The organism is Sphingobium indicum B90A (genome assembly GCF_000264945.2).
Taxonomy (GTDB): domain Bacteria; phylum Pseudomonadota; class Alphaproteobacteria; order Sphingomonadales; family Sphingomonadaceae; genus Sphingobium; species Sphingobium indicum.
Genome location: NZ_CP013070.1, coordinates 475276 through 488305 on the forward strand (window position 1 = coordinate 475276; position 13030 = coordinate 488305).

Annotated in this window: 14 protein-coding genes; 6 read left to right on the forward strand and 8 right to left on the reverse strand. The window is 65.0% G+C overall.

Annotated elements, in window-relative coordinates; all coding sequences use genetic code 11:
* Nucleotides 1-5: 5 nt before the first annotated feature.
* The 3 genes from pdxA to SIDU_RS02470 form a co-directional block, all read right to left on the reverse strand.
* The gene (pdxA, locus tag SIDU_RS02460) at nucleotides 6-1031 is read right to left on the reverse strand and encodes a 4-hydroxythreonine-4-phosphate dehydrogenase PdxA (protein ID WP_025160942.1); all 1026 of its coding nucleotides are present in this window, start codon (nucleotides 1029-1031) and stop codon (nucleotides 6-8) included.
* Nucleotides 1009-2394, reverse strand: a complete 1386-nt coding sequence (locus SIDU_RS02465; RefSeq protein ID WP_007684125.1) for a peptidylprolyl isomerase — start codon at nucleotides 2392-2394, stop codon at nucleotides 1009-1011. The genes pdxA and SIDU_RS02465 overlap by 23 nt, the downstream gene beginning before the upstream one ends.
* 86 nt (nucleotides 2395-2480) lie before the next feature.
* Entirely contained in the window at nucleotides 2481-4745 is a 2265-nt protein-coding gene (locus tag SIDU_RS02470; RefSeq protein ID WP_007684127.1) for an LPS-assembly protein LptD, read from the reverse strand.
* 177 nt (nucleotides 4746-4922) lie between these two features.
* On the opposite strand from SIDU_RS02470, the gene SIDU_RS02475 reads away from it, so the two are divergent.
* From SIDU_RS02475 to ndk, 3 genes are all read left to right on the forward strand, one after another.
* Nucleotides 4923-6368 carry a leucyl aminopeptidase gene (locus SIDU_RS02475; RefSeq protein WP_007684129.1) on the forward strand — a complete coding sequence of 482 codons (1446 nt, stop codon included), beginning with the start codon at nucleotides 4923-4925 and terminating at the stop codon, nucleotides 6366-6368.
* Nucleotides 6368-6817: a DNA polymerase III subunit chi gene (locus tag SIDU_RS02480; protein ID WP_007684131.1), complete on the forward strand. Its 450-nt coding sequence runs from the start codon at nucleotides 6368-6370 to the stop codon at nucleotides 6815-6817. Before SIDU_RS02475 ends, SIDU_RS02480 begins: the two co-directional genes overlap by 1 nt.
* 93 nt (nucleotides 6818-6910) lie before the next feature.
* Nucleotides 6911-7333: a nucleoside-diphosphate kinase gene (ndk, locus tag SIDU_RS02485; RefSeq protein ID WP_007684133.1), complete on the forward strand. Its 423-nt coding sequence runs from the start codon at nucleotides 6911-6913 to the stop codon at nucleotides 7331-7333.
* Nucleotides 7334-7572: 239 nt separating this feature from the next.
* On the opposite strand, the gene SIDU_RS02490 is transcribed toward ndk, so the two are convergent.
* The gene (locus SIDU_RS02490; RefSeq protein ID WP_013040744.1) at nucleotides 7573-8247 is read right to left on the reverse strand and encodes a glutathione S-transferase family protein; all 675 of its coding nucleotides are present in this window, start codon (nucleotides 8245-8247) and stop codon (nucleotides 7573-7575) included.
* A 178-nt stretch (nucleotides 8248-8425) separates the two neighbouring features.
* Here SIDU_RS02490 and SIDU_RS02495 point away from each other — a divergent pair, with 178 nt between their 5' ends.
* A complete protein-coding gene (locus tag SIDU_RS02495; protein ID WP_025772609.1) occupies nucleotides 8426-9217 on the forward strand; it encodes a sulfite exporter TauE/SafE family protein in 792 nt (263 codons plus the stop codon).
* 593 nt (nucleotides 9218-9810) lie between these two features.
* Here the strand turns inward: SIDU_RS02495 and SIDU_RS19905 are convergent.
* A complete protein-coding gene (locus SIDU_RS19905; protein ID WP_007684137.1) occupies nucleotides 9811-10665 on the reverse strand; it encodes a hypothetical protein in 855 nt (284 codons plus the stop codon).
* A 54-nt stretch (nucleotides 10666-10719) separates the two neighbouring features.
* Between SIDU_RS19905 and SIDU_RS02505 the strand changes: the two genes are divergently transcribed.
* Both SIDU_RS02505 and SIDU_RS02510 read left to right on the forward strand, forming a co-directional pair.
* Nucleotides 10720-11151, forward strand: a complete 432-nt coding sequence (locus SIDU_RS02505; RefSeq protein WP_007684138.1) for a ribbon-helix-helix domain-containing protein — start codon at nucleotides 10720-10722, stop codon at nucleotides 11149-11151.
* Nucleotides 11148-11345, forward strand: a complete 198-nt coding sequence (locus SIDU_RS02510; RefSeq protein WP_007684139.1) for an excisionase family DNA-binding protein — start codon at nucleotides 11148-11150, stop codon at nucleotides 11343-11345. The genes SIDU_RS02505 and SIDU_RS02510 overlap by 4 nt, the downstream gene beginning before the upstream one ends.
* Before the next feature lie 262 nt (nucleotides 11346-11607).
* Here SIDU_RS02510 and SIDU_RS02515 read toward each other — a convergent pair whose 3' ends face one another.
* The 3 genes from SIDU_RS02515 to SIDU_RS20190 are packed head-to-tail and all read right to left on the reverse strand — an operon-like array spanning nucleotide 11608 to nucleotide 12990.
* A complete protein-coding gene (locus tag SIDU_RS02515; protein WP_007684140.1) occupies nucleotides 11608-12525 on the reverse strand; it encodes a transglutaminase family protein in 918 nt (305 codons plus the stop codon).
* Nucleotides 12526-12566: 41 nt separating this feature from the next.
* Nucleotides 12567-12833 (reverse strand): hypothetical protein, encoded by a 267-nt coding sequence (locus SIDU_RS02520; RefSeq protein ID WP_007684141.1) that lies wholly within the window; start codon nucleotides 12831-12833, stop codon nucleotides 12567-12569.
* 28 nt (nucleotides 12834-12861) lie between these two features.
* On the reverse strand, nucleotides 12862-12990 hold the full coding sequence (locus SIDU_RS20190) for a hypothetical protein (protein WP_257787146.1): 129 nt from the start codon (nucleotides 12988-12990) through the stop codon (nucleotides 12862-12864).
* Nucleotides 12991-13030: the final 40 nt, after the last annotated feature.

A 13030-nucleotide genomic window follows, 5' to 3' on the forward strand; every position in this document is an offset into this window, starting at 1 on the left:
GGGCCTCAGCAGCCGGGGGTCAGCCGGGCGCGGGCGGCTTCGGCGGCCATCCTGATCGCCGCCATCATCGCGCCGGGGTTGGCGCTGTCCGTGCCCGCAATGCCGAAGGCGGTGCCGTGGTCGGGCGAGGTGCGGACGATGGGCAGCCCCAGGGTGATGTTGACGCCCTCGTCGAAATTCAGCGTCTTGATCGGGATCAGCGCCTGATCGTGATACATGCACAGCGCCGCGTCATAGGTTTCGCGGGCGCGGGCATGGAACAGCGTGTCGGCGGCGAGCGGGCCGCTGATGTCGTAACCCTCCGCCTGGAGCGACTCCACGGCGGGGCGGATGACATCGATCTCCTCCCGCCCCAGCGCCCCGCCTTCGCCGGCATGGGGGTTAAGGCCCGCGACCACCAGCCGGGGGCGGCCGATGCCGAAATTGCGCTGAAGCCCCTTGGCGGTGGTGATGGCGCGGGCGCGGATCAGGTCGATTGTCAGCGCGGACGGCACGTCGGCCAGGGGGATGTGAATAGTGATCGGCACGACCTTCAGCGACGGCCCCGCCAGCATCATCACGGCGTTGTGGGGCGCCACGCCGCAGCGTTCCGCGATGAATTCGGTCTGCCCCGGATGGGCGAAGCCGACGCCGTAAAGCTGCTCCTTGCCGACCGGGGCGGTGACGATCCCGGCCGCCGAACCGCTGCGGGCCAGGCCCACGGCGACTTCCAGCGCCTGGAACGCCGCGCGCGCGCCGTCGATGCTGGGCGTACCGGGCGTGATCTCTCCCGCGTCCGCCACTTGCAGGCAGGGCAGGGCCTTGTCGAAGACCTCCGCCGCTTCCTCCGGCGTGCTGACCGGCTCGACCGGGCCGAGCCAGACGGCGCGCAGGGACGCGGCGTCGCCCACGGCGAAGAAGGGCGACAGGCCCCGCGCCTCCCGCATGACCCAGCTTTTGGCGACGATTTCCGGGCCAATGCCCGCCGGATCGCCCAGCGACACGGCGAAGGGCGGCATATCCGCCGGATCAGTTATAGTCGATAACGGCATCGCGGCGAAGATCGCGCAGATAGATGCGGGCGCGCTTGTTGACCCGTTCCTCCTCCAACTGCGCCATGATCTGTTCGGCGTTGGGCGCGGCGGCGGAGGAGGCTTCGTCGCGGCCGCAGACGACCAGCACGCGCACGCCGTCATTGATCGATCCGAAGGGCGGCGTCGCCTCTCCCACCTGGAGGTTCAGGAGGATGTCCTGCAACTGCGGCGGCAGGTCGCGCAGCTTCACATTGTCGTTGTCGACCACGTCGGCGCCGATCTTGCCGCCCAGTTCATTGGCCTGGCCGCAGCCCTTGACCGCCTTGACCTGCGCGGCGAAGGCGGCCGCCCTGGTGCTCGCCTGTTCCTTGGTCGTGCCGGCGGGGAAGCTGACGGAAAGCTGCTTGAGGCTGAGCAGCGCGTCGCGCGGATCGGCGGTCAGCACCTTGCGCTTGTCCATGACATAGATGATCGAGACGCCGCCCGGCACGCCGATCGGGCCGGCGATCTGGCCGACCTGCATCTCGGCGGCCGCCTGCGCCAGTTCGTCGGGCAACTGGACGGGACGGACCCAGCCCAGGTCGCCGCCGACCGCCGCCGTGGAGGCTTCGGAAAATTGCCGCGCATAGGCGGCGAAGCTGCCGCCCTGCTTGATCTGGTCGATGATGTTGCGGGCGTTGGCGACGATCTGCTGCTGGTTTTCCGGCGTGGCCGACAGGTAGATTTCCCCGATGCGGAATTCGTCGCTGCCCTTGGCCGCGTTCATGCGGTCCACCACCGACTTCACCTCATCCTCCGACACGTTGACGAAGGGCTGGATATTGCGGCGGAGCAGGCGGCTCCAGGCCAGCTCGCCCTCGATCTGCCGCTTGATGCTGGCCGACGAGCTGCCCTGCTGGCGCAGATATTGGTCGAACTGGGCGGGGGACTGGCGGAAATTGGCCGCGACCCGCTCATAGCTCTGGTCGATCTCGGCCTTGTCCACCTTGATGTCGTTGGCGGCGGCTTCCTGGATCTGGAGCGTTTCGTCGATGAGGTTGCGCAGCACCTGGACGCGCAGCCTTTCCTTCTCCTCGTCCGACACCTTGCCGCCATTGGCGGTGATGATCAGGGCCAGGCGCTGGTCGACGTCGGTGCCGGTGATGATGCGGCCGTTGACGATGGCCGTCGCCTTGCGGACATTGGGGTCGCTCTTGCCGAAGATGGTCACGTCCCTGGGCAGGTTGAGTTGCTGCGAGGCGACGCCGTCATCGTCGCCGACCGTCTGGGCCGCGACGGCGTTCACGCCCGTCGCCAGGAGGGCCGAGGACAGGAGCATGGTGCGAAAACCCGACCGGACATGGCTGCCAATGCGGGAAAACGGGGAAACGACAGGCTGCATCGTCGACAAAAATCTCCAATCGGTTCGGCACGAGATGCGCCGATCCGCCTTAACCGACCCTGAGCAGGAAGCGGGAAGGCTGATCCTTATATGCCAATATTGCGAAAAGCCAGCCGAAGCTGGAAGCTGTTGCCCTTTCGCGCGTCGCCCAGCACCTGATAGTCGCGCCGCCAGGTGAGGCCGAGCGTCAGGCAATCGTCCTCATAGGCGATGCCCAGGCGGTGGCGGACGGGTTCATAGCCGTCCGCGACCGACAGCGGATCTTCCTTCGTGTCGGTCAGGTCGATGACGGTCGAACCGAAGACCGACCAGAAGCGGGCGAACTGGACGCGCGCGCCCAGGCGCAATTCCTCCCGGTCCTGCAAATCCTCCAGATTGCGGTCGGCGTCGCGGTTGAGGCGGAGATAGCCGACCGTCGCATAGGTCTTGCGGCTGCCGACCGTCGCGTCGATTTCGTTGCGGCGGACGGCCAGCTTGTCCTTGTCCACGCGGAAGCGGTGGGTGACGCTGATGAAATCCCTGTAGCGGACGGTGGTGCGGCCGACGATGTCGGACAGGCGGTCCGACAGGCCGGTGCCGTCGGGCAGGATGCTTTCCCGGCTGTTCAGGCGATAGCTTTGCCCGACCACGCTCTCCAGCGAGAAGTTCGGCAATGACAGGCTATATTCCAGGCCATAGGTGACGCGGGTCGAATCCTCGAACCTGTCGTAACCGGAAAAGCGGTTCAGGGCGAAGAGGTTGCTGTCCTCCAGGTCGATGGCGCGGGCGTCCTCATTGGGGACGGAAAGGTTCGCGATCCTGGGCGCGGCGACGATCTGGACGCGCGGCGCGATGCGCTGCACGCCGCCGAACGCCTGGCCCATGAAGGGCCAGCGCATGTCGACGGCGGCTGCCGCGATGCCCCGCGCCTTCCACCCCGGATCGCCGGCGTAGCTGACCACGCTGTTCATCAGATTGTCGCTGCTGTGATAGACGTCGCCGCGCAGATAGGTGGTGAAGGTGACTTCCTGCCCCATCGGCGTCAGCTTGCGCAGGTTCCATTCGAAGGCGGCGAAGGCGCGCTGCGTGTCCTGGCCATGGGTGCGGGTGATGGCCAGGCTGTTCGCCTGCAACTGCGCCACGCCGCCCAGCAGCGGGTCTTTCATCCGCAGGCGATAGTCGATCACCGGCAGCGCGATCGGCATCTGCCCCTGCGAATCGCCGGTGCGCAGCGTCTGCACCGCCCAGCCGGCTATGGAGAAATAGCTTCTCTCCCCGATCCGTCGGGCGTTGAGCGTGGAGCGCAGCCGGTCGTCGTTGCTGATGTCGTAGCGGCGCAGGAAGGTGCGGTCGGTCGCGGCGCGGATCGATCCGCCTATGCTCCATTCCGGCGTCAGTTGCAGCGCGCCGCTGGCGTCCAGATGGCCGCGAAAATCCTTTTCCGACCCCGCCGGCGCTGTGGAGGACGGGTTGCCGGTGGCGACGCGGCTGCCATAGGTGGCGTAGCCGGTGATCTGATAGGCGCCCCTGTCCCACAGATGCCGGTAATTGCCCTCCAGCATCGGCAGCGTTTCGGTATAGACATGCGGCGTGACGGTCAGGTCGCGATTGGGCGCCAGCTTCATATAATAGGGCAGCGCCACTTCGAACCCGTTGTTCCGGTCGTAGCGCAGGTTCGGAACCAGCAGGCCGCTGCCGCCATTGTCGCCCACAGGATGGGAAAAGCCGGGCAGCGGGATCAGCGGCAGGCCGAACAGCTCCACGCTGGCGTTGCTGTATTTGACGCGGGCCTTGACCGGATCGTAGACGACCCGGACCGCCTTGATCTGCCAGGTCGGCTCCTTGGGGCAGCCCTCATGATCCTCGACCGCGCAGCCGGTATAGGCGGCCTTGCGCAGCGTATAGACGCCGTTCACCCGCTGGCCGTCGGCGGCGGCCAGCCGACCGCCCGATTGCAGCACCAGCAGCATGTTGCGGACCATGCCGTCCTGAAGGGAATCGGTGACGTCGAACCTGTCGCCATAGGCGATATTGCCTTCGGGATCGGTGACGGACACGTTGCCGGTCGCCTCCACCTTGCCCGTGGTGCGGTTCCACACGACCTTGTCGGCGCGCAGCCGGTTGCCTTCCCGCAGCAACTGCACATTGCCGCTGGCGGTCACGACCTCGCTGTCGCTGTCATATTCCAGAGCGTCGGCGGCGAAGCCGATCTGGTCGTCATTTTCCGGCACCGGCGCGTCGGGCGCGCTGACCGTCGTCGGCGGTTCCTGCAACTGCTGCGCGGCGGCATGGGGGGCGATCCCCAGCCACGAAAGGGCGACGCTCGCGGCCAGGGCCTTTTTGAAACGCAAGGGGAAAGGGGAAATCTGCAAAGGTGGGGGCCTCTTCGGGGGCGCTTTGTTTCCGCCTATCGCACTGCTTTGCGCGCGCCGCAATCTTTCACCGCCAGTCTTTTGCCCGAAATCGGTCGAACGGCTTTGCCAGACGGTCGAACCCGCACTATCTGGAGGCGGAAGACATAGAGCCCCGCAGGAAATAAAGGACCATAGATGGAAATCGCGTTCAGCCCTGTCCGCCCCGAAGCCGATACGCTGGTCTTCGCCGTGCCCAAGGGCGGATTCGACGCCTTGCCCCTGGCCGCCGCGCCCGTGCTGGCGGCGGGGGCCGCGGCGGCGCGCTTCACGGGGGAGGCGGGGTCCAGCTTCGAGAGCTTCGTGGAAGAGGGCGGCAAGGTGCTGCGCGTGGTGCTGGTGGGCACCGGCGCGGGCAGCGACGCGGATCATGAGCGCGCCGGCAGCGCGCTGACGGCGCGGCTCGCGACCAGCGGCGCGACCCATGCGGCGGTGGAATTCTTCGGCGGCGCGAGCGGCGAGAGCGCGGCGGCGCTGGCCTTCGGCGCGTCGCTGCGCGGCTGGCGGATCGACACCTATCGCACGCGCCAGGCGGAAAAGGCCAAGCCGACCCTCAAGCAGATCACGCTGGTTTCGAGCGATGCCGGGGCCGCCTGGGAACGCCGGTCGGCGGTCGCGGCGGGCGTGGCCTTCACCCGCGAACTGGTGTCGGAGCCTGCCAACATCCTCTATCCCGAAAGCTTCGTCGAACGGTGCAGGCATCTGGAGCAATTGGGCGTCAAGCTCACCGTGCTGGACAAGGCGGCGATGACCGACCTGGGCATGGGATCGCTGCTGGGCGTGGCGCAGGGTTCCGTGCGCGAACCGCGCCTGCTGGCGATGGAATGGGACGGCACGGGTGGCGCGGCCGAAAAGCCGCTGGTCTTCGTCGGCAAGGGCGTGACCTTCGACACCGGCGGCATCTCGCTGAAGCCCGGACCGGGCATGGAAGACATGAAGTGGGACATGGGCGGCGCGGGCGCGGTCGCGGGCGCGATCAAGGCGCTGGCCGGGCGCAAGGCGAAGGTGCGCGTCGTCGGCATTTGCGGGCTGGTCGAAAACATGCCCGACGGCAACGCGCAGCGTCCGGGCGACATCGTCACCTCCATGTCCGGGCAGACGATCGAGGTGCTGAACACCGACGCCGAAGGCCGTCTGGTGCTGTGCGACGTCATCACCTGGGCGCAGAAGACCTATGCGCCGGAAATCATCATCGATCTGGCGACCCTGACCGGGGCGATGATCATCTCGCTCGGCAACGAATATGCGGGTATCTTCGCCAATGACGACGGGCTAGCCGACGATCTGATCGCGGCGGGCAAGGCGTCGGGCGACCAGTTGTGGCGCTTCCCGCTGGGCGACGCCTATAACAAGCTGATCGACAGCCCGATCGCCGACATGAAGAATATCGGCCCGCGCTATGGCGGGTCGATCACCGCGGCGCAGTTCATCAAGCGCTTCGTCGACGAGGGCGTGAAATGGGCGCATCTCGACATTGCCGGCATGGTCTGGGCCGACAAGCCGGGCGCGACCTGGGACAAGGGCGCGACCGGCTATGGCGTGCGCCTGCTCGACCGCTATGTCGCGGATAAATTCGAGCGATAATGCAGGTCGATTTCTACCAGCTCAGCCGCGATCCCGTGGAACAGGTGCTGCCCGCCATAGCGGGCCGCATCCTGGACATGGGCGCGCGCCTGCTGGTGGTGGCGCGGGAGCCTGAACGGTTGGAGCGGATCTCAGCCGGACTGTGGGCCGGGCCGCCGGAGAGCTTCCTGGCGCATGGCCGGGCGGGCGATGATGCCGAATCGGTGCAGCCTGTGCTGCTGGCGCAGCATTGCCCGGCCGCCGATCTGGTCGCCAACGGGGCACGGCATGTCGCATTGGCCGACGGTCTATGGCGCGAGGAAGCGCTGGGTTTCGAGCGCGCCTTCTACTTCTTCGACGCCGAAACCATCGACGGGGCGCGGGCAAGCTGGCGCGAACTCGCCAAGCGGGAAGGCGTGACCCCTCGCTTCTGGCGGCAGGAAGGGCGCAAATGGGTGCAGGGCCCGTAGCGGGGACCGGAATCCACCCCCTCTTGCGATAGCCATCCGCCCGGTCTAAAGGGCGCGCCAACTCATCCCAATAATTCGGAGCTTTTGAGCCTCATGGCCGTCACCCGCACCTTTTCGATCATCAAGCCCGACGCGACCCGTCGCAACCTGACGGGCGCCGTGACCAAGAAGCTGGAGGAGGCGGGCCTGCGCGTCGTCGCTTCGAAGCGCATCCGCATGAGCCGCGAACAGGCCGAGGGCTTCTACGCCGTCCACAAGGAACGCCCCTTCTTCGCGGATCTGGTCGCCTTCATGATCTCCGGCCCGGTGGTCGTGCAGGTTCTGGAAGGCGAGGACGCGGTGAAGCGCAACCGCGACATCATGGGCGCCACCAACCCGGCCAATGCCGATGAAGGCACCATCCGCAAGGAATATGCCGAATCGATCGAGGCCAATTCGGTCCACGGTTCGGACAGCGAGGAAAACGCCGCGATCGAGATCGCCTATTTCTTCAAGCCCGACGAAATCGTCGGCTGATCCGACGCGATATTTTGAGAGAAGGGGTCGGGGCGCATGCTTCCGACCCCATTTTCGTGGCCGCTTTGGGTGGAGAGCGGACGTTCCCCCTCCCGCAAGCGGGAGGGGGTTAGGGGGTGGGCTGGCGCAACATGCGCGTTGTTTTGCAACGGCCAAGTCAGAAGCTCGCTCCGCTCGCGCCCACCCCTAACCCCTCCCGTTTACGGGAGGGGAATGTCTTGGATTGGCCAAAACCCGCCTCATCCCAATTGCGGCGGCGCCTCGAACCTGTCTATCACCCATTCCTCCGCCTGGGCGCCGCCTATCCATTCCTGCATCCAGGGATGGTTGATCACCGCCCGCATATAGGCGTCCGCAAAGCGGGCCACGGGCAGTTGATAGGTGATGAAGCGCGTCACGACCGGCGCGAACATCACGTCGGCCGCGCTGAAATCCCCGAACAGGAATTCCCCCGCGCCGCCATGGCGGGCGCGGGCCTCCGCCCATAATTGCATGATGCGCGCTATGTCCTGCGCCACCGCTTCGGATGGCGGGACGGGGGCATAGATCTGGCGGATGTTCATGCTGTGCTCGCGGCGCAGCGCGGCGAAGCTCGAATGCATTTCCGCCGCCATCGACCGGGCCATGGCGCGGGCGGCCGTGTCGGCGGGCCAGAATGCGCCGCCGCCGGACTTCTCGTTCAGATATTCGACGATCGCCAGGCTGTCCCATACGACGATGTCGTCGCCGTCCCACAGGATCGGCACCTTGCCGGAAGAGGGCGCGAATTCGTCGCCTTCGCGCCGCTTTTCCCACGCCTCGTCATAGAGCGGCACGACCACTTCCTCGAAGGGAAGGCCGGACAGCTTGCACGCCAGCCAGCCGCGCAGCGACCAGCTCGAATAGGCCTTGTTGCCAATAAACAGCTTCATCATGCCCCTGTCTTAGACGGCAGGGGCAAGGGAAGTCGAGAGGATCGCGGCCATCGTTCCTCCCGCCGGCAGCATTTGTTTCCGCGGCGATAAATTTCCGATCCAAAAGGGGGCTGGCTGGCATGGTTTTTCGGCCCTACAGGTCGGTCGATTGCACGGCGTCATGAATCTGGGGCGGAATATGGATTGGTTGCACGCGGTAGCGGGCCTTTTTGTCGGCCTGATGGTCGGCATGACCGGGGTGGGCGGCGGATCGCTGATGGCGCCGATCCTGATCCTGCTGTTCGGCGTCGCGCCCACCACGGCGGTCGGCACCGACCTGTGGTTCGCATCGATCACCAAGGCGGTCGGGGGCGCCGTGCACCACCATCAGGGCGGCGCCGAGGGCGGTCCGGACTATGAGGTGGTGAAGCGCCTGATGATCGGCAGCATTCCCGCGTCGCTGATCGTCCTGGCGATCCTGTCGCAAATGCATCTGGGGCAGATCAAGACCGGCGTGATCACCGCGGCCTTGGGCATGGTACTGATCGGCACGGCGGCCGCGACCCTGCTGCGCGGACGCTTCCACGCCTGGGCGCTGGCCCGTCGGGTGGGCACGGCGGACGGCTTCACCCGCTGGCAGCCGGCGCTGACCATGCTGGCCGGGGCCTTGCTGGGCGCGATGGTGACGCTGACCTCCGTCGGCGCCGGCGCGATCGGGGCGACGCTGCTGCTGGCGCTCTATCCGCTGCGCATGCGGATGCAGCGGCTGGTGGCCACCGACATTGTCCATGCCGTGCCGCTGACGCTGGTGGCCGGGTTGGGGCATTTGTGGATCGGCAATGTCAATCCGGTGCTGCTGGTCAACCTGCTGGTCGGATCGCTGCCGGGGATCGTGATCGGATCGCTGCTGGCCACGCGCGCATCGGATCGCGTGCTCCAGCCTCTGCTGGCGGCGGTGCTGGTGGTGGTGGGATGGCGGCTGATCGCCTGAGCGGCGATAGTTGGAGGCCGAGCCGGAATCAAATTCCTAGAATAAGATAATGAAAAATATATAAGATTCCATTTGTCTGACAAATGAATCCATCAATCGGTCCATCATCGCTGGAATCAAAATGGGTTCGATTCTCAAACGCGGAATCACGAACTAAAAATACGGCCGATTCGTCGATCCTATTTTTACCGAATCATGCTTCAAATGTCATTGTTGAGGGTAAGGGCTCACGGCAGGGATGTCGGACGATCCGGAACGGCGTCTTTTAGGACCTAGATTGGGATAGCGGACGTTTCTGGTAGCGTATTCGCGAGTCAGCTTCGCACCCCAAAACCAGCCATCCACTGTGACTTCACGTATGATCGAAGCAGACGCTCAACCCATCGCGGTGGATCGTTACCCTACAGCCGAGCCGCGCGCCGAGCATCGCGTCGGCTACGTGTCCGGTGAATGGCATCGAGACACACTAGGATGCCAGTGTTGATGCAACGATCAACCTCGAGGAACGCAGGAGCAGGTAGCGCTGCGCGATCGACCACCCTGACCCGCGCGTTCCATCGCCGCAGCCTTAGATTTTCATCTCAAAGGGCACGTCAACTGTTTGCCATTGAAATCACGGCGTCGAGCAGGACCTTTACAGCCGCGACCGCCGGGCCTTCCACCAACATCCCGCACTCTAGGTTGGTCGACTTCGATCGCCTCAACAGGTTCGCCGAGCCCACATAGGCGGCGAAGGGGCCGAAGTCGGTGTAGCGCTCGAGATACGCCCGCCCGACATGGTCGGCCGGTGCGTCGACGATCTGATTGGCCTCCAGCCAGCGCAGGACCCGCGCCTCGTCGAGACGAAAGTAGAGCGCCTCGTTGAGCTGCTGCGTGACGTATATCGGCCGCTTGTTGTCCGCGATCGGCAGCTGGTCGAAGGCCTTGAGCCGGACCGGCATATCGACGCGCTGGCCGTTGTGCTCCCGCTGGTAGATCGGCGTCGCCGACACGCGCGTGTAGCCGAAGCTGAATTCGCAGATTGGCAGTCCGCGGATCAAGACCAGGCGCTCCATGCCGAGATGGCTGAGCAGCGACCCGACGGTCTGCTGGTATTTCGCCTTCCGGGTCGGATCGTTCACCACGTCAGTCAACGCGACGTCGGGGTCTATCACGTCCACGGCCGCGTGCCGCGTCATTGCCTGGTCGATGTGCTCTCGCACGAACGCATCGTGCTGCACAGTGAGGCGAATTGGGTCGTAGCGGCGGGTCCAGTCCTCGCGCACGGCGATTGCCTGCAGGACGGCGGAGCTGCCGAGTTGGCCGCGTTCGGCGATGCCGTCGGCGAACCATGCCTCTCGCAAACCGGTCGCCGCCTCGCGGTGCCGCCTTGCGGCGTCGGCCCGGCCGGAGGAGTCCGCCTTCTCCGCCATGCGCATGTAGGTCTCGTATTCGTCCCACTCGTCCACACGCGTCGGGTCTGCACCATCTTCATGGGCATGCCAGGCGGCTATTCTCGTCCCATGCAAACCAGCAAGATCCGTCACCAATTTTACCTGCCCGATGACCTGTCGCGTGCTCTGGAAGATTTGGCATCCAGGCCAGGCGCATCGAAGACGGCGATCCTGACCGACGCATTGCGTGCATGGCTGGAGCGCAAGGCAGGTCATGAACTGGACGAGCGTTTCGGGCCACGGCTCGACCGCCAGCAGCGGATCGCTCAGCGCAGCGAAACCATGCTGAACGCCATTGCCGAGATGCTCGACCTGTTCGTGGCGCATCAGCTGACGCTCACCGCGCACCAGCCACCGTTCGACATCGAGACAGGGCGGCTTGGGCGTCACCGTTACCAGCAGTTTATCGATCAAATTGCGCGCCGGTTGGCAAGCAATCAGGGCGTGCCGAAGCTGGTTGCGGTGATCGATGAAACCAGCAGCAGGAAGGACAAGTCATGACCGACATCCAAATTCAGCCCATTGCGGTCAGGGTCAAGGAAGCCTGCCGTCTCACAGGCATTGGCCGGTCCAAGCTATACGAGCTGATCGCCGACGGGCATATCGAGATCGTCAAGGTTGGGGCCATGACGCTGGTGCCGCTGGAAAGCCTGCACGGACTCATTGAGCGCGGTCGGTCGGGCGGCGGACGATGATTCTGCATCCCGAACTCATCCGCGCCATCACCACAGCCGCCACTGCCTCAACGCCAGAACAGGTTTTGACTGGGTCTGGGACAAGACTGCCATTCGTTGCAGATCAGTCGTACGGCAGCTTCCGGCGCCCTACCTGCCAGTCGGGCAGCGACGTAGATCTTGTCCGTTTTACGCACGTCGGCGGCAGAAGCGCTTATGCTGTTTGTAAAGCGTGGTGACGAATCCCGCAGCCGAAAAGGCGCGCGTCAGGCTGTAGGCACGATCATTCGGGGGGCGATGAAATGTCATGCGAATCGAGATCGGCGCGGCTCGTTGTCGAGACCGTGACCTTCACAGTCATGCCGAGAAGGGCGTCAGCGGCGCCGACATAGCGACCATCGATGGGGCTCAACTGCGCGATGCTCCGGCCTACCGAGACGGGGACCAGATGTGCCTCGCCCATGCGGCCATTGGTCGGATCGAATGCGACCCAGCCTGCGCAGGGCAAATACACCTCCGCCCATGCATGCGTCGCTCCGTGCTGAAATCCCGGGTCGGCGGGATTGCCCAGGATCACCGGATCGAAGAGATAGCCGGACACCGCGCGCGCTCCAAAACCAAGCTGCCGAACCGCTTCGATGAACAGCGTGGCGAGATCGCGGCACGAGCCGGAGGCAAGATTGAGCGTCTCCTGCGGGGTCTGCGTCCCCACCTCTTCTCGCGTGACATAGGTCATGCCAATGCGGGCGGCCGTGTTTATGTCTTGCAGCAGCGACAACGTGTCGGTGTCGACGCCGAGCACCTGCGCATGCGCCCAAGTCGCCAGCCGGCCGTCCGAATCCGCATGCTCCGGTACCATCAGCGCACCGAGATCGGTCAGCTCCTCGTGCGAATAGTCGAACGGATAGCGGTGCGCATGTGGCGCGATCTTGAGGATGGGCCAAGCGGCGGCGGTCTGGTCGACAATCACATGATTGGTGATCGTCAGGCGTTCCGAGGGGTTCGGAAAGGAGGCCGTGGCGATAAGATTGCCAAAGACATCCTGTGTCCATTCCAGTTCCGCCGCAGGTTGGCAACTGAGGTCGGCGGAGATGAGGCGTAGCGCATGCGAGCTGCGCGGTGTGAGCATCATCCGATGGGCAAGCAACTCGACCGGCCCCCGATATGCGTAGGTGGTGACATGAAAGATATGGAACTGCATTCCGTCACCACCTGAATCGCGATATAACGCCGGAAGTCGTCTCAACCGGGATCGGCATGCCCCCGATCGGGATTCTCGCTCCGCCCGCGATGATCGGCGGCGGGCGGTTCCTTCGGCAGCAGATGCGCCTCGGCGAATCCCTTGGAAGATAGCTTCCGATTTTCGCGCAGGCCGGCGGCCACGCCTTCCTTGGCCCAGGCGGCAGCGGCGACATTCGCGACCTTCCTGACATTGTCGAGCGTGGTAGCGCGGGCGACCGCATGGTGATGCGCTTCCTGGGCGCGGCAGAGGATAGAGGATAGCTGCATGGGGACGGCCTTTCCGTGAAAGAGGAGATCAATCCTTTTTGGACTGTTGCGCCGGAGGCGTTCCCTTGAGCGATGGATTGGAGGCATTCTGTTTGGGCGGCTCCGGCTTCTTCGGTTTTCGCGCTTCGCGGTTACCGCGTTGTTGTCCCTTGGCCATGTCGTTATTCCCTTGAATACGGGCCCGGCTGGACCCTGGT

What these genes read in the sequence shown, in the direction of transcription:
- pdxA (WP_025160942.1), bottom strand. Translation starts at nt 1,031, where the DNA reads ATGCCGTTATCGACTATAACTGATCCGGCGGATATGCCGCCCTTCGCC.
- SIDU_RS02465 (WP_007684125.1), bottom strand. Translation starts at nt 2,394, where the DNA reads ATGCAGCCTGTCGTTTCCCCGTTTTCCCGCATTGGCAGCCATGTCCGG.
- SIDU_RS02475 (WP_007684129.1), top strand. Translation starts at nt 4,923, where the DNA reads ATGGAAATCGCGTTCAGCCCTGTCCGCCCCGAAGCCGATACGCTGGTC.
- SIDU_RS02480 (WP_007684131.1), top strand. Translation starts at nt 6,368, where the DNA reads ATGCAGGTCGATTTCTACCAGCTCAGCCGCGATCCCGTGGAACAGGTG.
- ndk (WP_007684133.1), top strand. Translation starts at nt 6,911, where the DNA reads ATGGCCGTCACCCGCACCTTTTCGATCATCAAGCCCGACGCGACCCGT.
- SIDU_RS02490 (WP_013040744.1), bottom strand. Translation starts at nt 8,247, where the DNA reads ATGATGAAGCTGTTTATTGGCAACAAGGCCTATTCGAGCTGGTCGCTG.
- SIDU_RS02495 (WP_025772609.1), top strand. Translation starts at nt 8,426, where the DNA reads ATGGATTGGTTGCACGCGGTAGCGGGCCTTTTTGTCGGCCTGATGGTC.
- SIDU_RS02505 (WP_007684138.1), top strand. Translation starts at nt 10,720, where the DNA reads ATGCAAACCAGCAAGATCCGTCACCAATTTTACCTGCCCGATGACCTG.
- SIDU_RS02510 (WP_007684139.1), top strand. Translation starts at nt 11,148, where the DNA reads ATGACCGACATCCAAATTCAGCCCATTGCGGTCAGGGTCAAGGAAGCC.
- SIDU_RS02515 (WP_007684140.1), bottom strand. Translation starts at nt 12,525, where the DNA reads ATGCAGTTCCATATCTTTCATGTCACCACCTACGCATATCGGGGGCCG.
- SIDU_RS02520 (WP_007684141.1), bottom strand. Translation starts at nt 12,833, where the DNA reads ATGCAGCTATCCTCTATCCTCTGCCGCGCCCAGGAAGCGCATCACCAT.
- SIDU_RS20190 (WP_257787146.1), bottom strand. Translation starts at nt 12,990, where the DNA reads ATGGCCAAGGGACAACAACGCGGTAACCGCGAAGCGCGAAAACCGAAG.